Source organism: Enterococcus avium ATCC 14025 (assembly GCF_000406965.1).
Classification (GTDB): Bacteria; Bacillota; Bacilli; order Lactobacillales; family Enterococcaceae; genus Enterococcus_A; species Enterococcus_A avium.
In genome coordinates, this window is the sequence record NZ_KE136363.1 from 227,680 (window position 1) to 252,987 (window position 25,308).

32 protein-coding genes are annotated in these 25,308 nt (G+C 39.2%); all 32 read left to right on the forward strand.

Annotated features, from left to right (window positions below; genetic code table 11):
• The 32 genes from OMU_RS11285 to OMU_RS11435 all read left to right on the forward strand — a co-directional run bounded on the left by OMU_RS11285 (nt 1) and on the right by OMU_RS11435 (nt 25,307).
• A complete protein-coding gene (locus OMU_RS11285) occupies nt 1–312 on the forward strand; it encodes a MazG-like family protein (RefSeq protein ID WP_016180046.1) in 312 nt (103 codons plus the stop codon).
• 34 nt (nt 313–346) lie between these two features.
• The gene (gene dcm / locus OMU_RS11290; protein ID WP_016180047.1) at nt 347–1,267 is read left to right on the forward strand and encodes a DNA (cytosine-5-)-methyltransferase; all 921 of its coding nucleotides are present in this window, start codon (nt 347–349) and stop codon (nt 1,265–1,267) included.
• 25 nt (nt 1,268–1,292) lie between these two features.
• Nucleotides 1,293–1,832, forward strand: a complete 540-nt coding sequence (locus tag OMU_RS11295; protein ID WP_016180048.1) for a hypothetical protein — start codon at nt 1,293–1,295, stop codon at nt 1,830–1,832.
• Nucleotides 1,833–1,867: 35 nt separating this feature from the next.
• Nucleotides 1,868–3,049 carry an RtcB family protein gene (locus OMU_RS11300; RefSeq protein WP_016180049.1) on the forward strand — a complete coding sequence of 394 codons (1,182 nt, stop codon included), beginning with the start codon at nt 1,868–1,870 and terminating at the stop codon, nt 3,047–3,049.
• 81 nt (nt 3,050–3,130) lie between these two features.
• Complete coding sequence (locus tag OMU_RS11305) at nt 3,131–3,661, forward strand: DUF1642 domain-containing protein (protein ID WP_016180050.1); 531 nt, start codon at nt 3,131–3,133, stop codon at nt 3,659–3,661.
• Between the two features lie 8 nt (nt 3,662–3,669).
• On the forward strand, nt 3,670–3,996 hold the full coding sequence (locus OMU_RS11310; protein WP_016180051.1) for a hypothetical protein: 327 nt from the start codon (nt 3,670–3,672) through the stop codon (nt 3,994–3,996).
• Nucleotides 3,993–4,256, forward strand: a complete 264-nt coding sequence (locus OMU_RS11315; RefSeq protein WP_016180052.1) for a hypothetical protein — start codon at nt 3,993–3,995, stop codon at nt 4,254–4,256. The genes OMU_RS11310 and OMU_RS11315 overlap by 4 nt, the downstream gene beginning before the upstream one ends.
• Nucleotides 4,257–4,391: 135 nt before the next feature.
• Nucleotides 4,392–4,748, forward strand: coding sequence for a hypothetical protein (locus OMU_RS11320; RefSeq protein ID WP_016180053.1), 357 nt, complete (start codon nt 4,392–4,394; stop codon nt 4,746–4,748).
• Nucleotides 4,732–5,115 carry a YopX family protein gene (locus OMU_RS11325; protein ID WP_016180054.1) on the forward strand — a complete coding sequence of 128 codons (384 nt, stop codon included), beginning with the start codon at nt 4,732–4,734 and terminating at the stop codon, nt 5,113–5,115. Before OMU_RS11320 ends, OMU_RS11325 begins: the two co-directional genes overlap by 17 nt.
• Complete coding sequence (locus tag OMU_RS11330) at nt 5,115–5,579, forward strand: YopX family protein (protein WP_016180055.1); 465 nt, start codon at nt 5,115–5,117, stop codon at nt 5,577–5,579. The genes OMU_RS11325 and OMU_RS11330 overlap by 1 nt, the downstream gene beginning before the upstream one ends.
• Entirely contained in the window at nt 5,576–5,749 is a 174-nt protein-coding gene (locus OMU_RS23395) for a hypothetical protein (protein WP_016180056.1), read from the forward strand. The genes OMU_RS11330 and OMU_RS23395 overlap by 4 nt, the downstream gene beginning before the upstream one ends.
• Nucleotides 5,746–5,988: a hypothetical protein gene (locus OMU_RS11340; protein ID WP_016180057.1), complete on the forward strand. Its 243-nt coding sequence runs from the start codon at nt 5,746–5,748 to the stop codon at nt 5,986–5,988. The genes OMU_RS23395 and OMU_RS11340 overlap by 4 nt, the downstream gene beginning before the upstream one ends.
• Nucleotides 5,989–6,025: 37 nt before the next feature.
• A complete protein-coding gene (locus OMU_RS11345) occupies nt 6,026–6,346 on the forward strand; it encodes a hypothetical protein (protein WP_016180058.1) in 321 nt (106 codons plus the stop codon).
• Nucleotides 6,347–6,426: 80 nt separating this feature from the next.
• Nucleotides 6,427–6,849 carry an ArpU family phage packaging/lysis transcriptional regulator gene (locus tag OMU_RS11350; RefSeq protein ID WP_016180059.1) on the forward strand — a complete coding sequence of 141 codons (423 nt, stop codon included), beginning with the start codon at nt 6,427–6,429 and terminating at the stop codon, nt 6,847–6,849.
• Nucleotides 6,850–7,458: 609 nt separating this feature from the next.
• Complete coding sequence (locus OMU_RS11355) at nt 7,459–8,250, forward strand: S1 family peptidase (RefSeq protein ID WP_016180060.1); 792 nt, start codon at nt 7,459–7,461, stop codon at nt 8,248–8,250.
• Between the two features lie 65 nt (nt 8,251–8,315).
• Nucleotides 8,316–8,738: a hypothetical protein gene (locus OMU_RS11360; RefSeq protein ID WP_016180061.1), complete on the forward strand. Its 423-nt coding sequence runs from the start codon at nt 8,316–8,318 to the stop codon at nt 8,736–8,738.
• Nucleotides 8,722–10,170, forward strand: a complete 1,449-nt coding sequence (gene terL / locus OMU_RS11365; protein ID WP_016180062.1) for a phage terminase large subunit — start codon at nt 8,722–8,724, stop codon at nt 10,168–10,170. Before OMU_RS11360 ends, terL begins: the two co-directional genes overlap by 17 nt.
• Before the next feature lie 10 nt (nt 10,171–10,180).
• On the forward strand, nt 10,181–11,704 hold the full coding sequence (locus tag OMU_RS11370; protein ID WP_016180063.1) for a phage portal protein: 1,524 nt from the start codon (nt 10,181–10,183) through the stop codon (nt 11,702–11,704).
• Nucleotide 11,705: 1 nt separating this feature from the next.
• Nucleotides 11,706–12,572 carry a hypothetical protein gene (locus tag OMU_RS11375; RefSeq protein WP_016180064.1) on the forward strand — a complete coding sequence of 289 codons (867 nt, stop codon included), beginning with the start codon at nt 11,706–11,708 and terminating at the stop codon, nt 12,570–12,572.
• A gap of 13 nt (nt 12,573–12,585) precedes the next feature.
• Nucleotides 12,586–12,759, forward strand: coding sequence for a hypothetical protein (locus OMU_RS23400; RefSeq protein WP_016180065.1), 174 nt, complete (start codon nt 12,586–12,588; stop codon nt 12,757–12,759).
• 43 nt (nt 12,760–12,802) lie between these two features.
• Nucleotides 12,803–13,885: an XkdF-like putative serine protease domain-containing protein gene (locus OMU_RS11380; RefSeq protein WP_016180066.1), complete on the forward strand. Its 1,083-nt coding sequence runs from the start codon at nt 12,803–12,805 to the stop codon at nt 13,883–13,885.
• Nucleotides 13,885–14,835 (forward strand): phage major capsid protein, encoded by a 951-nt coding sequence (locus tag OMU_RS11385; protein ID WP_010746249.1) that lies wholly within the window; start codon nt 13,885–13,887, stop codon nt 14,833–14,835. Before OMU_RS11380 ends, OMU_RS11385 begins: the two co-directional genes overlap by 1 nt.
• Before the next feature lie 13 nt (nt 14,836–14,848).
• Entirely contained in the window at nt 14,849–15,169 is a 321-nt protein-coding gene (locus tag OMU_RS11390; RefSeq protein ID WP_010746250.1) for a hypothetical protein, read from the forward strand.
• Nucleotides 15,170–15,178: 9 nt separating this feature from the next.
• A complete protein-coding gene (locus OMU_RS11395) occupies nt 15,179–15,586 on the forward strand; it encodes a head-tail connector protein (protein ID WP_016180067.1) in 408 nt (135 codons plus the stop codon).
• Entirely contained in the window at nt 15,576–15,935 is a 360-nt protein-coding gene (locus OMU_RS11400; protein WP_016180068.1) for a hypothetical protein, read from the forward strand. Before OMU_RS11395 ends, OMU_RS11400 begins: the two co-directional genes overlap by 11 nt.
• Before the next feature lies 1 nt (nt 15,936).
• Nucleotides 15,937–16,362, forward strand: a complete 426-nt coding sequence (locus OMU_RS11405) for a hypothetical protein (RefSeq protein ID WP_016180069.1) — start codon at nt 15,937–15,939, stop codon at nt 16,360–16,362.
• A gap of 14 nt (nt 16,363–16,376) precedes the next feature.
• Nucleotides 16,377–16,730, forward strand: a complete 354-nt coding sequence (locus OMU_RS11410; protein WP_016180070.1) for a hypothetical protein — start codon at nt 16,377–16,379, stop codon at nt 16,728–16,730.
• Between the two features lie 12 nt (nt 16,731–16,742).
• Complete coding sequence (locus tag OMU_RS11415; RefSeq protein WP_010746255.1) at nt 16,743–16,997, forward strand: hypothetical protein; 255 nt, start codon at nt 16,743–16,745, stop codon at nt 16,995–16,997.
• Entirely contained in the window at nt 16,997–17,815 is an 819-nt protein-coding gene (locus tag OMU_RS11420) for a hypothetical protein (protein ID WP_010746256.1), read from the forward strand. Before OMU_RS11415 ends, OMU_RS11420 begins: the two co-directional genes overlap by 1 nt.
• Nucleotides 17,816–17,871: 56 nt before the next feature.
• Nucleotides 17,872–18,450 carry a hypothetical protein gene (locus OMU_RS11425; RefSeq protein ID WP_010746257.1) on the forward strand — a complete coding sequence of 193 codons (579 nt, stop codon included), beginning with the start codon at nt 17,872–17,874 and terminating at the stop codon, nt 18,448–18,450.
• A 53-nt stretch (nt 18,451–18,503) separates the two neighbouring features.
• Nucleotides 18,504–18,767: a hypothetical protein gene (locus OMU_RS11430; protein WP_016180071.1), complete on the forward strand. Its 264-nt coding sequence runs from the start codon at nt 18,504–18,506 to the stop codon at nt 18,765–18,767.
• A gap of 27 nt (nt 18,768–18,794) precedes the next feature.
• A complete protein-coding gene (locus OMU_RS11435; protein ID WP_016180072.1) occupies nt 18,795–25,307 on the forward strand; it encodes a tape measure protein in 6,513 nt (2,170 codons plus the stop codon).
• Nucleotide 25,308 lies beyond the last annotated feature (1 nt).

The following is a 25,308-nucleotide window of genomic DNA, read 5'->3' on the forward strand; positions in this document are numbered from 1 at the left end:
TTGAATGAACTGATTGAAAAAATTGAGCAATGGGCTAAAGACAAAGAATTAGACACTGCTGATTCTAGCAAGCAAATGTTGAAAGTGATGGAAGAACTTGGCGAGGTTGCTGCGGCGATCGTTCGTAGTGACCGCGCTTCTTTGCGTGACGGAATTGGCGATACAGTCGTGACATTGATCATCTTAGCAATGCAGAATGACATGAACCTATATGAGTGCGTAAATTGTGCATATGACGAAATAAAGAATCGGACAGGAGAAATGATCAACGGCTCCTTCGTGAAGTCGACTGATTTAGAAAAGCTCCGCTAACTGGGGCTATTACAGAGAAAAGGGAGGGAAGGCTTTGCTTCAAATATTAGAACTTTTTGGAGGGATAGGAAGCCCTCGAATCGCTCTTAGAAATATGGGAGTACCAACTAAATCAATTGATTATGTTGAAATCGATCAAAAGGCAGTCGATAGTTACAATGCTATTTTTGCAAATGATCTTGAGAATAGAGTTCAATCAGTAGTTAATTGGAATTTAAAGCCTGATATCCTCATACATGGCAGTCCGTGTCAAGATATTTCTATTGCAGGGCATCAAAAAGGAGCTGACGAAGGGTCTGAAACCAGATCAAGTCTAATGTGGGAAACCCTACGAATCATTCGAGACATGGGGATGTGGCGTCCACGAGTAGTGATCTGGGAAAACGTTAAGGCAGTAACTGAAAAGCGCATGAGAAAAAATTTCAACCGATACCTGGATGAAATGGAAAAGCTGGGATATTCCAACTCCTTTGAATTACTGGATGCAAGAGATTTCGGAATACCTCAAGCAAGGCAAAGAGTTTTCACAATTTCGATGTTAGATCAGCCAATATTCAATTTTAGTATTTTAAATCGGACACCAATGCGAGATATACGAGAGTTCCTTGTAGAGAATGATGAAGTGAGTTGTGTTTACGATGTCACACAACCTAGTGTCTTATCAGTGATAGGGAAGACTGGAATAAAACGAGCAACGGTGATCAAAGATTTTGCATACACTATTACTACGCGACAAGATCGAACACCAGCACAAATAATTGATTGCGGGGCTGGGCGCTTCCGTTATCTAACTGAATTAGAGTGCTGGAGGCTTCAAGGTTATTCAGACGCTGACTATTTTGCGGCAGCATCAACAGTCGAAAGAAATGGGCGTTTTAGAATGCCAATGTACAAACAAGCTGGTAATAGCATACCGGTAAATATTTTTGAAAGTATTTTTGAAATACTACTTTAACGGAGGATATCAAGGAGGTAGGATTTTGAAAAAATATCCTAGATTAGACAAATACTACGATGAATTAATCAAAATGGAAGATGAAGAACCAGAACGATTCTATGATCAGCGTTCGTATTCTTTGATGTGCACGTTGGAATGTATTTCTAACTACGAGTTTATTAAGGACTTTTGTTTAAAGAATAATTTCAAAAGCGTGTTTGATATTGGTTGCTGTTTCGGTTATCAATCAGAGGTTTTTTATGAATCGGGTATTCAATATCGAGGATTGGACGACACCATATCTAAATACCTTTGGAATAGCGAACTATATGAGTATCAAGTAGGACGTTTTCCTTGTGACGTTAAATCGAGAAAAGGCGAGTTAGGCATTTCCGTTTTATGTTTAGGTTGGAATTGCTATTTGTATGAAGGTGCAAAAACTTTGGATGAACAATTTGAATCCTTGGTTAATCAATTTGAGTATTCGTTGATTTATATGCAGCAGAATTTGGTCCCTTTGATCTCAAGACATTTCTCAAAAGTCGAACACTTGGAAGACAATTTTTATTTTTTTAAAAGGTAAGCTAACCACACCAATCAAAGAGAAAAGGAGAAATTATGCTATTAAAAGGGAAACACAATATTGCAAAAGTTTTTACAGATGAAGTGGAAGAAACCGCTGTTGATCAAATAGTTGAGATGCTTAATCAGGAATTTGTAAAAAAAGAACAGATTAGAATAATGCCAGATGTTCATGCAGGCAAAGGATCAACAATCGGTACGACTATGACAATAAGTAATGGAAAAGTAGTTCCCAATCTAGTTGGAGTCGATATAGGTTGTGGGATCAGTGTTTATTATCTTGGTGACTTAAGTGGGACTGATTGGTCGAAACTGGATCTAGTCATTTCTGAAAATGTGCCTTCTGGAAAGAATGTAAGGAACAAAATGATTTCTGAGAAGTTTCAATTCCGCGAGATGTCCTTTGAATTGTTTAATGAAAATAGAATTCAGTTATCTAAAGGTACGCTGGGTGGTGGTAATCATTTTATTGAGATTTCAAAGACTGGGAACGACTATTACTTACTGATTCATTCAGGTTCAAGAAATCTAGGTGTCCAAGTAGCAAAACACCATCAAGATGCAGCAATCAAGTATCACAAGCACAATGTATTTGATAAACAAGGGCTTATATCCAGGTTAAAGTCAGAGGGTAGAGAAAAAGAAATACAGACAGAACTAAGTAAGATTAAACCTATTGCATTTAATAAAGAGTTAGCCTATCTAGAGGGTGACCTTTTATCAGCGTATTTGAACGATATGGAACTTGCACAATGCTTTGCTGTAGAAAACCGCTCATTAATGGCTGAAACAATAATTAACGAGATGGGTTGGAAAGTTATCAGTTCATTTGATTCAATTCATAATTATATTGATTTGGATGACCATATTTTACGTAAAGGAGCTACTGACGCATCGAATGGCAAACACTTAGTAATTCCTTTGAATATGAGAGATGGAGCGATTATCGCGACAGGCAAAGGTAATGAAGACTGGAATTGTTCAGCCCCTCATGGTGCAGGACGTGTGATGTCACGAACCAAGGCAAAAGAAAATGTTTCGCTTGCGGAATTCAAGAATACTATGCAAGGAATTTATTCGACGTCAGTGGTCGAGTCGACACTAGATGAGTCACCATTTGCTTATAAAAAATCAGATTTGATCATCGATAATATTCATGACACTGTGGAAATCAAAAAAATTATAAAGCCAGTTTATAATTTTAAAGCTAAAGATTAATTAGACTAACTCAGCCTATCAAGTAAGAATCTATGTGATCATTAATCGATTTTTTGATCACATAGAATTTAGGAGGTATTTATGAATAAACAAGATAAGAAAAAATTGACGAAACATATAGAACTCAATCAACACATGACAGAAATTAGTATGTTTGGCAGAACAGCAGTAGTAGACGTTGTTCCATCAGATCGACTTATAGACTTAATTGATGAGTTAGCGAGTCCAGTCAAAGTGCCGAAATTCGTTGGAGAATTACTTGACTATTATCGTAATTCTACTGACGTCGACTTATTGGCGCTGCTCATCTGCTTCAAAGATTGGTACTTTAGAAAAGACAAACTCAGCGAGAATGAAGAGGCGATTGATTGGCTTGTTAGACATCCAGAAAAATTTATGAAGGCATGGCTAGACGGCTACGAGGTCGAGGAAGAACCGAAGTGGGTGGTTAAGATAGAAGACAATGGGTCAGCGTACTTTGTTGACTTTTTCGATGAATTACAGCCTCATCTCGTCTACGGTTTAAGCGGCGAAGTAATGAGATTTGATAGCGAAGATAAAGCGAATGCGATTGTTACATTGATTGAATGTGGCACAGTTGAGAAAGTGTAGGTGTGAGAATGGAGAGAGCAGTTTTACTATCAGACATTGAGTTTTTAGACGGAGTTCATGAGAGTGACTGGGAGCGAATTGAGGAAGAATCATTTTTAGTCAATGTGTCAAAGCCTCTCAACGAAAACCAGCAGGTCGTGTTGGAGTGGTTGAAAGATGATTTTAAGGAAAGTGGGAATCCAGTTGATTCGCTTGAATCACTAGCAAGTGAAGTTTTGCATGTTGAGACTTTTCAAACATGCATTTCATCTACTTATGATGAACTCAGCATTAGTGAACAGTTCCAAGTCCTGCAAGCCTTCGCGGAATGGGGAAAGGAAAAGGTGATGAAATGAACATTAGAGTAGAACTGTTAGCTAGGATTGAAAAAAGCGTCAAGGATGAGTTTGCTTTTGGGAATGAGAGCATACCGCAAAGCCACTGGTATAACATCGAAAAAAGATATGAATCTACTGGGGAATTGGGAACATTAATCCAAATAACTCAATTCACCGATAATAGGCGCGCGCAAGCGGTTGTTCTAATGGACTCAGGCGAGTTTGTTGAGGTGGACGGCCTAGATACTATTAGAGCGCTTGAAGAGGTGGCGGAATGATGAGCATAGAGAAATTTACTGCATTCTGTTTTATAGGATTTTTATTGTGGCTATTAGTCATGGGAGTCATTGACTACAACAAATACTACAGAAAATAAAGATCCGGTAACCGAAGCATTAGAGGAGGTTTTATGAATGAAAGTAACCAAGTATGGCGTAGCAACAATATTTGATGACAGAGAAGTAGGTAAACAGTGGTATCCAACTAAAGAAAAAGCCTATAAACGATTGGAGTATGGCTCTTCGCGTAAGTATATAGGCACTAGAGAAGTGGATTTATATTGCGAAGCTTGTGATAAAGATTTAAAGCTAGGAGACAACTACATCAAGCTAGATGAAGATACCAGATACTGTGAAGATTGCTATGAAGAGAATTCGATTACGTATTATACAGTCGGCGGAGAGCCTGTCGGTGATGAAAATGATATTGAGGCCTATGACGATTTTGATTTAGAAGTAGAACAGGAGGCAGACAATGATACCGAAGTTTAAGGCCTGGGATAAATACCACGAGATGATGGTTAGTATCATATCCTTTGATTTTGAAAATAAGGTAGCATACGTCGAGCAGGAAAACGGTGATCGCTATGACATTCATTTCGATAACCTAATATTCCTTCAATCAACAGGCCTGAAAGACAAGAACGGCGTTGAGATTTACGAAGGGGATATAGTCCTTTTTACAATAGAAGATGGGTTCGACTATGTATATGGTAAGCCGGGAAGAATTAATTTATCCCTACAATGGGGCGCAGGAGTAAGAGCAAGTTCGAGAGGGAATTATCCATTAAGAAAATGTAGGGAAGTGAGAATCATCGGCAACATTTACGAAAATCCAGAACTATTAGAGGTGAAGTAATGATACCGAAATTTAGAGAGTGGGACCAAGAGAGACAAAGGATATACGGAAAAGGAATGTCCTATAGTGTCAGAGAAGAATTTGATGACAGTGTAAATTTTAGGTTTGATCACGAGGAAGATTTGTATTATACAACAAGGCTTAGTGAAACGGACCGGAATGGAACGCCATATAGAAATCTGATGATGTCGACAGGGTTGAATGACAAGAATGGTACTGAGATTTACGAAGGTGATATCGTACACGTATTAGATTCAGAGCAGATCAATCAAAGAGATGAAAACGGCGCATTTATTGATGCCTTCTTTGAAGAAATAGATGAAATTGATTCTGTTGTATTTGCTGATGGAAGTTTCAAGTTGAAGAGAACCGGTTTTGATGTATGTATCTGTAGATCAGTTGATGTTTTCAAGATTATCGGTAACATCTACGAGAATCCAGAGTTGTTGGAGGCGATAGAATGAAACTAAAAGAACTAATTGAGCATCATACGCTAAAAGTTGTTTTATGCGGCCACTGCGAATGTGGAGAACGCAAGTATGATTTGATCACAGATCAGAATCTAGCTTATCCGCCAATTCATGAATCGACTATTCTAGAAGTTAAGCCAGAGTTGTTGGAGGTGGAAGGATGATCATCCAAAGTAGTAAGAAACTGTCGAAATGTACCAAAGAAGAATTAGTTCTTTTACTCAGAGGTGAAGTAGAAAATCGATCGAAATTGATAAAGCTACTAGAAAAGGAATGGGACCAACATAATGAGGAAATCGAAGATCAAAGATTTCCCAATTATCAAAGTCCTGAAAAGGTATCTTTTTTGGCCGGAATGGAAACAGCGATTAATTCAGTCAAAAGATTTTATGAAATTAAGTAGATCCGGCAACGTCGCCAATTAAGGAGGTTCGTTTTATATGCAGCAATGGGAGAAGAAAATCAAGAAAAAATACGCTCTGAAAAATCGACAAGAAACTATGGAGCGATTGAAAGAGCTACTCTCTGAAGGGTACAAGTATGTTGTACGTGAGCCAGAATCAGAATGGTTACTTTGCTTTAGTCTTGAACCGAAAAAATATGGTGACGGCGAGTTTTGGGGGTACGTTAATGAAAAAGACCCTGGTGCCCAAATGGCAAAGCAAATTAAAAATACTGATATTACTGAAATTAAGTGGACCAATAAAGTAGCAACATCTATCGAAGCCTTTTTAGATGATGAAATTATACTTACAGGATAAAAAAGACACCGAGCCTTCGCTCAATGCCATGTGTTTTCTAGTCAATGACATTATAGCATAGGGGAAGGCTTGGTGACAAAATGATGGTACTGTTTCCAGAGATCAATAAAGATAAAACCAAAAAGCAAGTGAGAGATTTGTTGTCTTGCTATCGTACGATGGTAAGAATAGCTGGTGAAGAATATACACCAAAAGTCACCGCTACCTATAGTTTTGAATTAAAGAGTTTCACCGGCACAGTAAGTCGGGCTACTGAAAATGCGGTTGTACGTAAAGTAACAGCAGAGCAAACAATTGAGAAAATCTGTAAGGCTATGAATAAGTTGAATGCATATGATCGGCAGCTGATCCATGATAAGTATTTTGATAATCGCGAGTTAACGGATACGGCGATTTATCTTACCTATAACATGAGTTCTAGTTCGTTTTATCGAGAACTAGACAAGGCTATGATTAAATTTGCAGAAGCATATGAAAATGGGAGTCTTTTGATAGAAAAGTGATAGAAAGTCGGGAGTATTATGACATTCATCCGCGATAAAATAGTAATGTGAAATAGTATAGATGCGGCTAGCAAGCAACACAACAAAATGTAGAGAAGCTGGACGAAAAGTCCTGACACCTTGAAGAAAATGTGCTTAGCCTAGTCGTTGATATAAAGAGTTATCTTAAATTTTTGTAGGCTACTCACATAACCTACAAGAATAGAAGGAGGTGAACAGCTTCTTTCGAGTCAATTGTTTTTAGGCGGCACACCAAAAAAAGTCAGCATGAATGTTGTAGCCAGTGAAAGGAAGTGAGTAGCTCCTCTTCCTTTAAAGTTCATGTGCCGCCGATTATTATGTCACTGTGGCGGAAGTAGAAGACGCATATAGGTTGAATTATCGGTGGTGCCATCATTATGAATGGTTTCGAGAGGTGAGAGACCTCTAGGGTTGGTAGTAGAATCCGCAACAAGCCGAGCTGAAACTACCGTGAGTGGGGCAGTACCACTCCAGTGACTTAGCAAATGAGTTTTCGCGGTTTTAATTGGAAATTAAAAATGAATCTATCTTTTGTTTCAACCTACTCAATTTACTGTTAAAATTTATCTGAAGGAGAGTGAGTAGTAAATGGAGATTACTGAACGACTAGTCTCATGTACAGTTAGATTACAAACTGAATCGAGTGTTGGAACGGGCTTCTTTTATCGAATGTGTGTCAGTGAAAACGGTGACTTTAAACCTGTTATTGTTACAAATAGACATGTGTTGGAAGGAGCAGATAAATTAACTATCCAATTGCGTTGTGAAAAAGACGGCGAATTCGTTCTCAAAGAATTTCCGATAGTTTCTTTGAGAGGGAATGTAATTTTTCACCCGGATAGGGAAATTGATTTAGCTGTATTTCCAATGCCGGGTTTATTCAATATAGCCAAGCAAGTAATGGGACTCCATCCTCAGATAGTTTTTGTTAACGAAGAGGATATTCCAACTGATGAGGAAGTTAAAAGACTTAGTGCGATTGAAGAAGTAATAGTTATTGGATACCCAAATGGGCTTTGGGATCAAATAAATGCCAGACCATTAGTTAGAAAAGGAATTACTGCATCTGATTATAAGTTGGATTATGATGGTAAACCCTTGTTCATAATCGATTGTTCGATCTTTCCCGGTTCAAGTGGTTCACCGGTTTTTCTATTCGATAAAGGGACACAATTTAATGGAAATGATGTTATATTAGGCGGGTTAAGAGTTAAATTCCTAGGTATAAACTCAAGTGTATTTATTCAAAATCTTGAAGGTGAAATTGTCGAAAAGCAAGTTCCTACTAATTTAGGCACAGTTGCTAGATTGCCGATTGGGTTGGGAATAATTATTAAAGCGAACCAATTAAAAGTGATGGAACAATTACTGCCAGATTAAATTAGATCAGAAAAAAGAGATCACCAATTAAGTGGTCTTTTTTTATTTTTCCAGGAGGTGAAATTATGCCTGTTTTAGAAAATGCAAGACATGAAAAGTTCGTTCAATGCCTAATTTCAGGCATGACACAAAGGAAATCTTATAGGGAAGCTTTCGCATCTTCTAAGCGATGGAAAGATGCTACTGTAGATAATAAAGCTAGCGCCTTGTTCAGAGAAAATGAGGTTTTGGCTAGGTATAAGGAACTTCAAGAAGAAGCTCAAGACGAGGCTATTATGACCCGAAAAGAACGTATGGTGAAGCTTTCTGAGATTGCTAGTGATGATGAGTATCCAGGGGATCAGATTCGAGCGATTGATACTTTGAACAAAATGGATGGAATATATACTAAGAAATTAGAGTTATCCGGTGAAGTGAAAGCAAAAAATCCATATGCTGAACTAAGCACTGAAGAATTGAGGCGATTAGCCTATGAACAAGATGGTTGAGCTTGAGGTAATTAGAAAAGAATCATTAAAGGAGTTGGCTAGGAGAAATTTCGCTGACTTCTTTTTCTATACTCACGGCTGCACATTTAAACCATTACGACACCAGTTATATATATCGCCTTATTTGGATCGTATAGCAAATAGAGAGCGGTTATTTATCATAGTGGAGTTACCACCGCAACATGGTAAATCTACTTTTATCACAGAGACTTTCCCGGCTTTTTTTTTATGCAAGAATCCGGATAAATTGGCGATGGTTGTTTCATATTCAGAGGAACTCTACAAAAAGTTCGGACGAAAAAACCGAGAAAAATTTCGTTTATACAGTGATGAACTATTCGATTTGAAACTTAGTTCTGAGACAGCGAGTGTTTCTGAATGGGGTATTGATAATCATTTAGGTCAGCTATACAGCACATCTATCTTAGGTGGCGCAACTGGCCGTGGCTCTGATCTATTGATAATTGATGATCCTGTAAAAAACAGGGCTGAAGCAGAAAGTAAGACAATGCGAGATAAAATTTATTCTGAATGGCGGGATACGTTTTATTCTCGCTTATCAGCAAATGGTTCTGTAATTATTATTATGACTCGTTGGCATGAAGATGATTTAGCGGGTCGTTTATTAAAAGAAAAAACATTACCTTGGATCGAAATCAAAATACCAGCGATTGCGGAGGAAAAGGACTTGCTTGGTCGTGAAGTTGGTGAAGCTTTAGCTCCTGAAATAGGAAAAGATGAAGAGTGGGCGGCGCAAACAAAAGCGGTAACTGGATCTCGTGGGTGGGCTTCTCTTTACCAACAGCGCCCAACACCAGCTGGCGGCGATATCTTCAAACGGTCGTGGGCGAAGTATTATGTACCATCCATTGAAATGAAAGTACGATTAGGACTAGGCGATGATGTAAAAGTCATGCCTAGTTCTTTTTCTCAGCAAGCCCAATCGTGGGATTGTACTTTTAAAGACAAGAACACTTCTGACTTTGTTGCCGGACACGTATGGGCACGTGATGAAGCAGATTACTATTTGTTGGATCGACATCATGAACGAATGGGTATTGTTGAAACTATGAGAGCTATTCAGTCTATGGCAAATCGTTGGCCTGACGCAAAAGCAAAATATGTTGAGGATAAAGCAAATGGTTCTGCCGTCATTGAAATGCTACAGAAAAAGATACCTGGAATGGTTGCAGTGAATCCGCAAGGTGGGAAAGAAGTCAGAGCTCAGGCTGTGGCCCCATTTTGGGAATCGGGAAATGTCTACGTACCACATCCGCTTTGGAAATCATGGGCGGATGAAGTTCTAGATGAGTTAGAAGCTTTTCCGAACGGAGCACACGATGATGATATTGACGCAATGTCTCAAGCGTTAGTGAAGATGGATAACAAACAAACAAGAAAACGGAGAACAAATAGAAAAACAGCATTTTAGGAGGTGGAGTATGACATCGAGAATTATTAGCGGCGGTAAAAGTGGGAATATTCCAATTAAAAAACAAGATATCAAGATTCAGAAAAAGAGAAGTCTGACATATAAAATGTCTGGTGGCAGAGAACAAATTAGAGACTTAACTTTGTTGAATCCGCCTTTCGATTTATCTGTGCTTCGTTCTATAACCGATTTGTCAGATATCCTCAATCAGTCTATTGAGGCATACAAAACAAACGTAGTTGGCTTTGGGATGGGGATTCGTTACAAAGTAGAAGATTTAGAAGAAACCCCAGAAATGAAAGCTGAATGGAATCAACTTGAACTGTTGGTGAAAGAACTTTGCTACGAAAGACCTGCTAAAGAAGTAATTGAAGAGGTCATTCGTCACGTGGAAGAGTGTGGGAATGGATTTTTAGAGGTAATTCGAAACGGTAAAGGCGAGGTCGTTGGTATTGATTCGATTAAGCCGGAGTATATGTCCGTTACAAAACTGAATAGAGTGGTAAACGAAAACGGACAGGATATCAAGGTCCGTTATTTTTGTTTTCGAGATCCACTAATGGACTCTGGAGTCGAGAGTGGCACTTGGTACAAGACCTTTGGTGATCCAACACCGTTAAATGTGAATAGTTCGGTCGGAAAAGAGGGTGCAGGAACTGCAACTGAAGTCATTCATCTTAAGAACGGTGACTTCCAAGACCCATATGGCATTCCCCGTTGGATTGGCGCGTTGATAAAGGTGATTGGCAATCGAAAAGCGGATGAATTAAATTATCGATATTTTACGCAAGGTCGGCATATTCCACTAGCAATTACATTAGAAAATGCGCAATTGACAGCTGAATCAGAAGCGACACTTCAATCCTATGCGAATGCAATAGGTGGAGAGGAAAATCAGCACAAGTTTCTTTTACTAGAAGCTGAGAAAGTAACACCAGCTGATGCGATGCTTGGCGAAGATGATAAATATAAGCCAGCCATCCGAATTGAGAAGTTAGCTGATATTTTACAGAAGGACGCGTTGTTTCTTGAATATGACAAAAATGTGATTGATTCTATATTAGGATCATTTAGACTGCCCCCAATCTATGTTGCAAGATCAAGTGATTATACTCGTGCTACAGCTGAGACGGCTAAAGAATTAACTGAAGAGCAAGTTTTTCAGCCTTTACGTGAATCCTATGAGGCTAGAATGAACTCCCTGTTTCGAGAATATGAATTCCAATATGTAGAAATCTTCTTTAAGACTTCAAACATTGTCAAAATGGATGACATCAAAGCGATTCTTGAGCCCGCTATTGAGGCAAAAGCAGTTGCTCCGAATGATTTACGAGATGTTGTCGGTAAGGTCTTAAACAAGCCGCTAGAGCCGTTTGACGGTGATGAATACAACAAACCAATCATTACAAATAGCCAAGGAAATGCAATTAACTCTCTTACAGGAGAGGTTGATCTCGAAAAAGCTTACGGTAAGTCTGAAACAAGTGAACTAGCAGCAACTTTGCGACGCTTGATTAAAGAGGTGAGGTCCTAAGATGGATGATTCTCAAATGATAGAGTTGGCTTTTCTTATCAAAGAAGAAGAGGACAAGGAACTACAGAAGTTACTGGAAAATGCAGAGTATCAGTTTATTGATTTACTCATGAAATACATTCTGTTGATAGAAACTAAGATCGAAGATGCCTTTCAGACGGAATACGAGGAACTGCAAAATATAGTTGATAAGCTGATCCAGAAATTCAAGAAGAAGCCGCCAACCGAAAAACAACTAAAGCGAGCAATGAAGAAGCGCTCTTTTGATTCGACGATGACAAATGACATCGTTCCTGAATTAGAAGCGGCGTTTTTTGCGTTACTAGAAGCATTCAAAAAGCAATACGGCAGTGAGTTACCTTTTGATGCAAACTCAGAAGCCTATAAAGAACTGAAAAATTGGTTAAAGGATTTGCCCAATGAACTGCGTGAAACAACGGAAAGCGCGGTTAGTCGTGAACTCGATAAATATTACGAAAAAGACGACGAGGAGAAAAAGGAAGGTATTTCTTTAGCGGAACTGGCAGTTTTCGGATATGTCCGCGCTCGATTGATCGCCATCCTTGAAATAACTCGGATGTATAGCGGTTCTCAATACGAAGCGATGATGCTAAACCGTCATGTGATTGGAAGTACGTGGCGGCATGCTGATGGTGTTAAGGAGCCACGATCGGCACATGTATCCGCTGATGGAATGACGGCGGCCAAAGGGGAGTTTTTCTATATCAATGGCACATTCATTCGATATCCGCGTGATCCATTAGCGCCAATTAAGGAAACCATCTATTGTCACTGTTGGCTTGATCCGATTTTCGATCGTTCAAAAAATGAAATTGAATATGAGATTGAAAAACCGCCAGTAGATTAAAGGAGTGAAAGATATGGAAAACCAAGAAAACTGTAGTAACTTTCGACAGATGACGTTAACTAGCTTGTTATTACTGTTCCATAAGACTCATTTGAATTTACTTGATTATGAGAGAAAGCCTCCTGATGAATCGAATAAAGAAGACGATCGGCAGTCTTTGCCAGAAAGGACAGGTGATCCGGCTTGAAGCCATATCTAATGAATCGAGAACAGCGAAAGGTGGTGATAAAATGCGAAAACTAGAAAATGTAAAAGTAACACACGTGTCTTACGTTGACAAAGCGGCGAATAAGAAATCATTTTTCCTGACAAAAGCGGAAGGCAAACCGACATTTGAAACGGCTGTCAAGCTCGTGACGAAAGCTGACGACCCGCAAAAGCTTGTATATGGTGTTGTTTATGAACCTGAAACAGAAGATGCTCACGGCGATTATATGGATGCTGAGACGATCGAAAAAGCGGCACATAGCTTTATGGAAGACTACCAACAAATTGATAAGCAGCATGATTTTACCACTAGTGCTGGTAAAGTTGTTGAAAGCTATGTAGCGCCTGTCGAAATGACAATTAACGACACAACGATCACTAAGGGAACATGGGTACTCGTAACAAAAGCGACAGACGAAATGTGGGAAGATATTCAAAAAGGAGAATTCACAGGATATTCACTCGCTGGAACTGCAGAGGTTGAAGAAATCAAAAAACAGACGAAAAACAATTTCAATCGAAGGAAGACTTTCCGAGATGTGAACGCGGCTATCGAAGCTTTCCAATCTGCTGCATGGTCCATATTAGACAACTATTCGTCCGATGATGCAGATAAAGTTGCAGAAATTCAAAAAGAGGTAAGTGAATTATCCGAATTAATCGGAACCATACAAACAACTAAAGCAGTAACAAAGCAGGGCGTGGTTAATGGGATCAAGTCCTTTTTTAGTACGAAAAAATCAAAGGAGGAACACGAGATGACAGAAGAAGAATTAAAAAAAGCATTAGGTGAAGCTCTAAATCCAATCACAGAGCGCCTTCAGAAATTAGAAGACGCTAAAAATGGTGAAGGCGAGCTTACTGATGAAGAGAAGAAGAAAAAGGAAGAAGAGGCTGCTGCTAAGAAAAAGGTGAAAAAAGAAGCATTTACTGCTGAAGACATCACTAAAGCAGTTCAAGAAGCGGTAGCTCCTTTGAATGAAAAGGTTGAGACGCTTGAAAAAGCTCGTTTCAGTAACAATCAAGAACAAAATTACACAGAACAGATTGAGAAAGAAGAAGATGTTTTCGGAAGTCTATTCTCAGTAAAAGGAGGAAATGAATAATGGCAAGTAACCAATCAATTATTGAAAAAGCAACGATGACATTAAGTGATTTAGCAGCTGGCGGATTAATGAATCCTATGCAATTCAAAAAGTTTTATCAAATGCTGATTGATCAGCCAACGATCATTAATGAAGCACGAACTGTCCCAATGACGTCAGATGCGATGAAAATTGAAAAAATCGGATTCGGTCAACGTATCTTACATCCTGGAGTTGAAGCAACAGCTTTAGATGCTAGCAAGCGATCAAAACCAACGACAGGTAAAATCGAATTGAATGCAAAAGAAGTGATTGCTGAAGTAAATATTTCTTACGATACGTTGGAAAACAACATCGAAGGGGGAAATTTGCACAATACGATTATCAGTATGATTGCAGAACGTGCTTCTTTGGATGTTGAAGAGCTAATTGTCAATGGAGATAAAACTTCTTCTGATCCATACTTAGCATTGTTGGATGGATTACGAAAACAAGCAACTTCACATATTGTCGATCACGACGGCGGAGACTTTAAACGTCCGCTATTGAAAAAGCTTTATGGTTCTGTACCTGCTAAGTATTTACGAAACCCAGCTGATTTCCGATACTATATGAGTCATGTTAATGAATTAAACTGGCGTGATGAAATTGCCAATCGTAATACCGGACTTGGTGATACGACTTTAACGGGAACAAATCGTCCTGCTGCATATGGAGTACCTACTAAAGGGATTGCGATGCTGCAGCCTTACGACGCTACAGTAAGCGGAGGAGCTGAAAAAGTATCGGACTTATTACTAACTCACCCAAAAAATATTGTATTAGGTGTCTCTCGTAATGTTCGATTGGAATTCGATAAAGACATCCGTTCTCGGACGTTCATTATAGTATTAACGATGAAACTAGATACTAAATTTGAAGAAGAAGACGCAGTGGCAAAAGCTATCAATGTAAAACACGAAATTATCTAGGAGGTCGTTTTTTATGCTGTATACAGTGAAAAGTGCCGTTGAAGGAAAAGATTATTTCTTTCGTGAAAAACAAATCACATCTTCATCACTAACTGAAATCACAGAAACTGAAAAGAAGTATTTGGAAACTGTGGATGCATTCAAATTCATTTTTGAGCCAGTCGAACAAGAAGAGGCTTGTAATGATGATAAAACAGAACAATCAGCAGAAGAAGCTTCCAGCGCAGAGTTTCCAAAAATGATTAGTCGTGGAAACTATCAGTTGTCTAATGGTGAAAGTTTTATCGGAAACAAAAATGATGCTATCGAAGCTGAAAAAGCATTAGAAAAGTAGGTGGGCGGTATGGCTCAAGCTTATGTTGACGAAAAGTATTATGAAGAAGTATTCGAGGGAACACCTGTCGAAAATGGCAAGTTCTCTCGATTTTCTAAACGTGCAACTGAAATAGTTGACGCGTTGACAGAGTATCAGATTCTCAAAATAGGGTTAGATAAGTTTTCTGAGGATGTTCAAGAACTGATCAAGAAAGCATGTTGCGCCCAGATCGAGTACTATCAAGTTGAAGGTATTGATGTAGATATAACAGGAACGCCCAAAAGTTCATTAAGCTATTCCATCGGTGACTATAGCCGATCTGCAAGTGGTGGATCTACTAGCCGACAAGCTGGGAGAGTAGCGCCTTCTTGCTTAATGTTTTTGGAGGGAACAGGGCTCCTGCGAAAAAGGAGAGTGAGAATCGGTGTTGTTTGATGATTTATTGATTCACACATGCGACCTGACATTGCCTGGAAAAAAGTATGTTGGTGAGGATAAATGGGGACGCCCTATCTATGAAAAAAATGACCCCGAAACCGTCAAATGCCGATACATGACTAAAAATGTCTATGTAAGAGATTCGTCTGGTGCCGATCGAGTAATAGAAATGAGTTTACATCTAACACCCGATACAGCTGTTGATCCGCAAATGACTGTTGAAAATATCAAGGATGACAAAGGAAACCTGCTCACGACAGCAAAACTTGAAGTAGACTCTATCACACCTCATCATGATGACCGCACGCTTCATCATTACAAAGTTTTCTTAAAGGGCGCTGAGTAGCATGAAGAAGAAAATGCAGTACAAGTCGAAATTTGCAGCAGTATCGATTTCACTTGATTCCGAGACACTCGGCGGTTCAGGATCGATGAAAGAGGCTAGAAAAGCTTTAGTATCTGAAATGGCGAAAGAGTGGGCGAAGAGTGCGAAAGAAGTAACGTCTGCTGACAATCACATTGATACTGCAGCGTACATTAACTCGCTCGGATTCATTACTCATTATTTGGGTCCAAGCGGTTCCGCTGTTGGTCCGATCATTAATGAATGGGAAGAAACAGGAACTAAAACGACTCTCAAGACTGGTTCAGGTGTGCCATATGCGATTTATCTCGAAGGTCGTTACAACATTTACGCAAGAGGGCTTGAAAACGGCATGGATCGGATGATCAGTTCTGGTATGGCTGCGATGAAGAAAGTTTTACGAACATAGAAAGGAGTAGCTCGATGGATTTTGTTGATGCTTCAAGCAGTATTCGGGAATTCCTGAAGGCTGCTTTTTTTGATGGCTTCGAATCATTCAGAATATGGAAAATTGAAGCCACAGCACCACTTCCCTGTCTTCTAATTAAGACAATAGGGAAAAATACCATCCAACTGTTAGTTCGCTCAGAAAGCGATATAGAGGCATTGGAGAAATGCACAGATGTTGGAAATTATTTAAAACGGAACTTTTCTGATATAGAGGGTGTCAATGTCTTTGATGTTGATTTTCAGATGTCACCAGTTCCAAATGTCGATGATGTGTCTAAAAAAGATGAAGCTTGGTGCTACATGTATATTAACTATTTCGAAAATTAAGGAGGAACTATTTTGGCAGAGAAAGCTCAAGATAAGAAAAAAGAAACAAAGCAAGAAGCAGTTGCAAATAAAGAATCGAAAGTCAGAGTAATGGCTAAATCGAATTCTGGTGCTGGAACGACGTTAAGCGTCAATATCGAAGGTGTTCCGAAAGTTATCATTCATGGGGAAATCCTTGAATTGACTGAGAAGCAACTTCAAAAATTGAAAATTTCTAGCTCGTCATGGAGTTATGAAGAAACAGAAAAGAAGGAGGGAACTAAATAATGGCAAAAGACCAATTTTTCCATTTTAATAAAAAGAACATCCAAGGGGGCGCTGGACGTCTAATCATTGGTGAAGATACGACTTTTCGTCCAACAAAAATTTCAGATGTAATGGATATGAAAACTTTTGAGCTAAAGGAAGGTTTCCGTGATCTTGGTGGAACAACGGAAGGTATCAGCCGTTCTCGTGGCAACGAAACAGAAGAAGTAACGATTGACCAATCAGTTACTCCTATTGATACAACAATTAGCGGATGGACCAACACTATTGGTACCACATTAATGGAAAATTCAATTGACAATCGTTCGTTAGCTATGGCTGGTGGCGATATTACCGAGACAGCAGCCGACCTCGGTGATCCTGCGACCCTAGCTGCGGCCATTAATAAAGGTAACCGAAAAATCAAAGTAGCCTCTGGTAAAGGCGTTGATTTCGAAACCGTCCGTTTTGCTAAAATTGGTGAGGAAACAATTGAAATTTCTTCTGTTCAAGCCGCTGACGATCTTATCACATTGAAAAAAGGTGTTTCAAAAGCATATTCCACAACTGATACTTTGACACCAGTAAAAGAACTCGGAACTAAGACGATTAGTTATGGAGCACCAACGTCAATTGCTTCATATAGCTTAACTCTGATTGTAAAACGTGAAGACGGGACATTCTTAATGGTCCACTATTATGAAGTGAAGATTAGCGATAATGTCGAAACAAATCACGGAAAAGAAAAGGCAACACTTCCAGTTTCGTTTACTTCATTCGCTCAGGACGACCTGCCCGAAGATGAAAATGTCTTCATTGAAATCGAACAAGTATTGTAATCGCATGGCCTTGCTTATCAGCAGGGTCTTTTATTTTGTCTAAAAAGGAGAATAACATGACTGAAAATACAACAGTAGAACAAATCAATAGTGTAGTAACTGAAATGAAAATGGTGGAGTTAAGCGATGGAAGTAAGATTCCTGTACCGCGCTTAACGAATAAGAAAGTAGTGTCGTTAGTTAAATTCGTTGCCGGTGACGGTTTGATAATTTACAACGACTATTTAAAATGGCGAGAAGCAAACACGGAAAAACGCCCTGCACTTGATGAAGTTGGCGAACAGAAAAAAGATGAAAATGGAAATTTAGAATGGGAATTCAAATTCCCAACGATCGATCAAATTGTTGAATTTGCGTTAGAGGTGTTACCTGATGAAAAAATTACAAAACTTTTAGCAATCGTTTTGGATAAGACGATTGAAGAAGCAGAAGAAATGGACTTCTTTGATACATCGTTGATTATTGGGGCATTTTTAGAAGGAACTCCGATCGAAAAATTAACGGCGCTGATAAAAAAGATTCAAACGAAATTTCGTCCGATGAGCAAGGAGAATCAACAAGCGGCTCAAACAAAACCAGCGGCCAATCAGCAGTCGGCATCAGTAGTGCAATTGAATCCTTCGCCTCAAGCATAATTGAACAGATTCAATTCGTTTCATATTTTTATTCATTGTCAGAAGAGTATGTATTGGATCAGTCGTTTAGTTGGCTGAGACGAAAATATGAATGGGGAAATAAAAAGGAATATGAATCAAGACGTGCTCGACAATATGAGATTCAAGTAGCAATCGTTGATTCAGTTGGAATGTTCTTAAGCAAACTGACTGGGCAACAGGATTATGATTCTAATTTGATGAAGCCGTACGAAGAAGCTATCAAGAGCGCAAAAGAAAATATCACTCAAAATGCAAATGAGGAAGGTATTGACACCACTCAATGGTGGAAGAAATAAAAATACATATAGAAGGGAGTTGAGCAAATGGCAGAAGGTACAAAAGTTGGCGGTGCTTATATAGAAATCACAGCAGACTCTGCACCAGCTGAGAAGGCGGTAGCCACTTTTTTCAACTGGTTCACAAGAACTGGCGAGGCCGCTACTGATTTGGCAAGTAAAATCAGTAACACGGTTGAGACTGCAAAAGATTTAGGCGAAAAAGGAAGCCAATCAGCGAAGACAGTTTCAACTGGCTTTCAATCTATGACGCAGAAAATGAAAAGCGCAAACGCTAGTTTATCAGCTGATTCGAAAAAGAATTTCGATCAAATGAAAAGCGATGCGAAGGTGTCTTATTCTGAAATGACAAAAGACAGCAAAGCGATGAATAAAGCATTAGTTATTTCAATGAAAAGTAGCTTATCCAATTTGAAGTCAAGTTTCTCTGATCTAAAAAACGGATTCAAAACCATTGGAAATTCACTATTAGACTTGATTAAAAAGCCTGTAGATAAAGTCATAGAACTACCAGGAACCATCCAACGTGCCATGAAATCCGTAACTGGTTTTGTTAGTTCAGGTTTTGCTCAAGCAAAAAATCAAGCAATTTCTCAGATACAGTCAATTCCGACAAAGGCCACCCAGGTTCTAAATAGAACTAAAGATGTCTTTGTTACTGGTTTTAACTCAGTAGTTAATACGACTGCAAATGCTGTATCTAAAATCGGCAACGGATTGTCTCAGCTTCCTTCAAAAGCGTCACAGGTAGCCTCGAACATAAGAACAGGGTTTGTGAATGGAATAAAGAGCATTCCGAGTGTCGTTTCTAACATTTGGCAGTCAGTAAAAAGTGGTATCAAGTCGATATCAACTAGCGCTTCAGATGCATCAAGATCAGTAAAGACTAACCTTACCAATGGATTCAAATCTGTTTTTGACAGAGCAAAATCAATATTTCCTAATATCAGGAATCAGATTAAATCTGGAGTAAACGATCCAGCAATAAATTCTAAAAGATCAATTGAAGATTTAGCAACTTCCATTGCTTCGATTGCGATTGTTTCAAAAGCATTTGGAGTATTAAGTGATTCAATCGGTAGAGCTATTGATCGTATCGACACAATTGATACAGCTACGAAATCACTTACTGTTTTAACAGGAAGTGCTGGAATCGCTAAACAAGTCATGGATGATCTAGCAGCTGCTATTGAAGGCACACCTATTGCTCTGAATGATGTTGCAATGGGTGCTAAGAAAATGGTTGCTGCTGGGATGGAAGGCACGAAAGTCAAAGGTGTGTTCCAAGCAATCGCTGATGCTGCTTATGGTGTTGGTAATGGTGCTGAATCAATTGATCAAATCACGAGTGCAATTGCCGGAATGCAATCTGCAGGTGTTGTTTATGCTGATGATATCAATAGATTAGTAGATGCCGGGATTCCGGCTTGGCAAATTCTAGCTAATGCTAGCAAAAAATCCGTTACGGATATGAAAGAAGCTGTCTCTGATGGTACTCTTTCAGCAGGTGATGCAATTGAAGACCTTCGAAGAGGTATTGAAGAAGGTACAGAGGGCGTCGCGGGATCAACAGCCAAAATGGCCGGTCTGGCTAAAACCGCTGGGGATACTTTGTCTGGATCGATGGCGAACTTTAAGACGGCCATCACTACTACGATTGTTAAAGGTTTAGAACCATTTAAAAAAGTTGCTGTTGACGCGCTAGGATCAGCAACAAAAGCAATGAAATCGTTCCGTGACAACACAATTGGTTCAGAAAAGGTGCAATCAATTTTAGCTTCTATGGCTAAATCTCTTGAAGGAATTGGAAAATCAACGAATCCTTTAGTCTCTATTTTTAAAGGATTATTTTCAGCACTAGCGTCGTATGGATCACTGGTTGTAGTAATTAGTCTTTTTATTAGATTAAAAACTATCATTATTTCGTTCTTTTCAGTCGTTTCAACAACAAATCCGTTCATTATCGTAGCTGCTGCAGTCATTGGACTAGCTGTAGCTTTAACAGACTTGTACAAACGTTCAGAGAAATTCAGACAATTAGTTGCTCCATTGATTGATTTTGTTAAGAAGCTTGGAGAAACATTTGTTATTGCAGGAAATGCGATTCATGGGGCATTACAGTTAATATTTGTTGGTGGTGATCGCAAGAAGACCGAAGCGCTTCGAGAAAATCTCAATCAGCTTTTACCGCAACAAACTGTTAACGTCATTATCGATCGATTAACAGCGTTGCACAAAGCATTTGGAGAGTTTAGAGAAAAGGCTAGTGAGAAGTTTGGGATTGCAGCTCAAGCAATTAAAGGGAGTTTTGACTTAATCTTCGTTGGCGGAGATAGAGGTAAGACTGAGGAACTGAAACAAACACTCAATAATCTGTTTCCTCAAGAAACCGCCAATAAAATTCTTGAACGTTTAACGATTCTTCACAAAGCTTTTGATCAATTCAAAAAAGATGCAAGCGAAAGAGTACAAGTAGCGTCAAATATCATCAGGTCAAGTCTAGATCAGATTCTTCATGGCGGTGATCGCAAGCAGTATGAAGATTTGAAGTTGGCTTTAGCTGACTTTTTACCGCAAGAAACTGTTAATGCGATCATGAATCGAATAACTATACTTCATGAGAGTTTTAACAGACTGAAAAATGGAATTCAAATCGTCAAAGATGTTCTAACTGGCGATATGGACTTTCATTCGTTTTCCGAAGCTATCAATACAAACATGTTCAGCGATGCAACGATTCAACGTTTTGAAAAATTCTATGAGGTCGTTCAGCAAATCCGACGAGCATTCTTAGGATTAAAGTTCATTATTTCAGGAAATATTACCAGCCTCGAAGGCCTGACGAATCTTTTTGGTGATTCGTTTAGCGAAAATCAATTAAATATAATCTACCGTTTAGGTCAAGGCATCCGAAATTTTGTTCAAGGTGTAAAACAGCAGTTTGCAGAGTTCGAAATAGCAATAGACAAAGCATTCGAAGGAAAATTCGAACCATTAATCAACATTTTCAAATCATTATTACCAAAAATCATAGCTATATTGGTCGGTGGAATACCTGGTTTGATCATTACCGGAAGCAATCTGATTTCGAAACTGGCTGAAGGTATGGAAACTACGGTACCAGACCTATTAGAAAAAGTTTCAGAAATCGTCCTGGGATTGGTGACTTCATTTACTGAGATATTACCTAAGATGATTGAAATTGGGGTCAGTCTACTAACGAATATCATACAAGGGATACTGCAAACACTTATTCCATTAGCACAAGCTGCAGTAACTGTCGCATTCACCATTTCTAAGACAATCATTGAGACGTTACTCTCCGTGTTGCCTCAATTGATTGAATCAGGAGTTACAATCCTGACTGCGATTATTACCGGAATCATTCAGATGTTACCAAATCTGATCAGTGCGGTAATTTCGCTTGTTGAAATGATACTTTCACTGATCATTACCTATCTTCCAAAAATCATTGAAGCTGGTATGACTATTCTAGTTGCTTTGATTAATGGGATTATGATGATGCTGCCGAAATTGATTGAGTTGGCCTTCAATCTGATTATTTCTCTAGTCACGACGTTGATTCAGAGCTTGCCGAAGATTATCGAGGCGGGTGTCAAAATTCTTGGATCATTAATTCAAGGAATTCTAAATGTCTTACCTAAATTAATAGAATTGGCGATTAAACTAATCATTACGATAGTAGCGATACTTATTCAGAATTTACCTAAAATCATTGGTGCCGGCGTTCAAATCCTACTCGCTCTTGGTAAAGGTATTTTGAATACAATCGGTGTCTTGATTAAGATGTTGCCGCAAGTTGTCGCTGCGATCTTTAAAGCATTTGGAGATGTGAAGTGGTGGGAAATCGGCAAAGACATTCTGTTAGGAATTGGTAAAGGTATTACTGACGCGTTAGGCTCACTCAAAAAAACAGTAACTGATGTTGCAGGGAATGTTAGTAAATGGTTCAAAGATAAACTAAAAATCAAGTCACCGTCACGAGTGATGATTGGGATCGCTAAATGGGTCCCTGAAGGTGTTGCTGTCGGAATAGAAAAAGGATTACCAGTTATTGAGGGCGTTGTTTCTACAATGACAGACATGATGACCAAGGCTGTACAAGATGCAGAACCTGTCGGACTCTCAAATGACATGATTGTAACTGAGAGCTACGGGATGCCTGATGCGAGTCAGATGCAGGCCTCAGCTCAACAAGCTTCACAGGCAGGTAATCAAGGAATGTCTGATTCAACTCCTCAGTTGCTACAAACAGCTTTATCAGCTGCTAATGGTATTTTGGGTCAGTTTAGTTCAATCAGCCCTTCGATGGTAACTCAAGGGGCTGACTGGTTAACAAACTTCATGAATGGTTGGAATTCAGTTGCTCCGACTATGCTTGCAACGACAAATAGTTTTATTGTTCAATACACAACACTGATTACTAGTCAGAATAGCCCGAATTATCAAATGGGACGAACTTGGATGCAGAATAAGTTAAACGGCTGGAATAGTCTTGTTTCTACATTCATTACGACTGTGAGAAACTTCTGCAATCAAGTCTTGAATCTTTTACGGAGCTTTTACAATGCGATGTACCAAACTGGCCGCACTTGGCTTCAAAATCTGTTGAACGGTTGGAACTCACTCTACCAAACATTCATCAATCGGGTGAATCAGCTGGGAAATGATGCGATTAATAATCTTCGATCGAAGTCGGGCGGCTTTAATAGCGCTGGACGTTTTTTGATGCAATCGTTGATCGATGGCATCAATTCTATGGGCGGTTCTCTATCTGCAACAATGAACAGTGTCGCTAATAAGATGGTTGGTGGTATCGGTAAAGGTGTTAATGGCGTAATTGGTGGAGTTAACTATGTCCTAAAAGAAGTAGAATCCGACAAGAAATTAGGAGCTTGGACAGTACCGCAGTATGCCAGAGGAACTGAAGGCCATCCGGCTGATGGTCCGGCGATTGTCAACGATCAGAAGGGCTCCAAGTATCAGGAAATCATCCAAGATCCAGACGGATCTACTTTCATGGCGAAGGGAAGAAATGCTCTTGTTTGGCTTAAAAAGGGTGCGAAGGTACTCAACGCAACAATGACTGAACGTGTGCTAAAAGCTCAGAATAACCTTGGAAGTATGATTCCGAAATATGCTGATGGTGTCGGTGAATTTGATATTGTCGATTTTCTCGACGATGAAAATGCAGTATTGAAGTTCCTGAATGGCAAAGTGGATTATAAAGGAATCAATGAACCCTGGTTAGACATGACAAAATCAGGTGTAAAACTGATGACAGGTGCTGCTAACAAAATGATTCAGGGGGAGTTGGAAAAATTCTTCACTCACGGAACATTTGATGGCGCAATGGGAGCAAATAATGTTTACAAGTATCTAGTGGATATCGCTCAGAAAATGATGAGTAAGTTCCCTGGTTTAACAATCACATCTGGTTATCGGGCTGGTGATCCATACTACCATGGAAAACATCAAGCAATTGACTTGGCATATCCTGGTGTAGTCGGTTCTGCAAAATATACGGAGGCTGCAAATTGGGCGTTTGAAAAATTCGCGAAACAGATCGCCTATGTAATCACGAACGGGAAAGTTAGAGACCGAATGGGTCTCAGTGGAACCGGATCAAGTGGACAGTGGGTTACTTGGCCTGACGGAGATCACTTTGACCATATTCATCTAAATGGATCAATGGGCGGTGGAGACATCTTTACTGGTGGTAGCGGGAGTTCAAGTTCAAGCGCAGTAGGATATAATCCTTCCGCTGGAGTAGAGCAATGGAGATCGCTAGCGATAAAAGCATTGAAGATGGAAGGGCAGTACTCTGTAGCTAATTTGAACGCAATGTTAAGACAGATTCAAACTGAATCAGGTGGCAATCCAAACGCCGTTAACAATTGGGATATCAATGCACAACGTGGCGATCCTTCTAGGGGGTTGCTTCAAACAATCAGTGCAACTTTTAAAGCATACGCTAGACCTGGATATGATAAAAACATGGTTGATCCTTTATCAAATATGTTGGCTTCAATTCGTTATGCAGTTTCAAGATACGGATCACTACTGGCGGCTTATCGTGGAGTTGGTTATGAGAATGGCGGATGGATAACTCAAGACGGTCTTTACCGAGCCGGAGAAAAAGGAAAACCAGAGGTCGTCCTACCTGTAACTAAGCCAGCTCGTGCCATGGAACTGATAGGTCAAGCTATTTCGTACATGGTCAACAATGGATCAAATATCCTTGACTCAGCGAGTATCGGTTTGAATAATCTCGCAACAAATATGACTGTTAATCTAGCTGAAATTATAGGGATGGAGACACAAGACGCTAGAAACTTAATGCAATCAAAATCTGGTGGGATGATCAACTTAACTGAGATTATCAATTTACTTAAGGTAAATAATGAATTGCTTCATGAAATTGCAGTGAAAGATTCATCAACCTATCTTGATAAGAAAAAAATTTCGCAAGAATTAGCTGAACCTATCGCAAAAGAAATAGTAAGAAAGGGGTTATAGT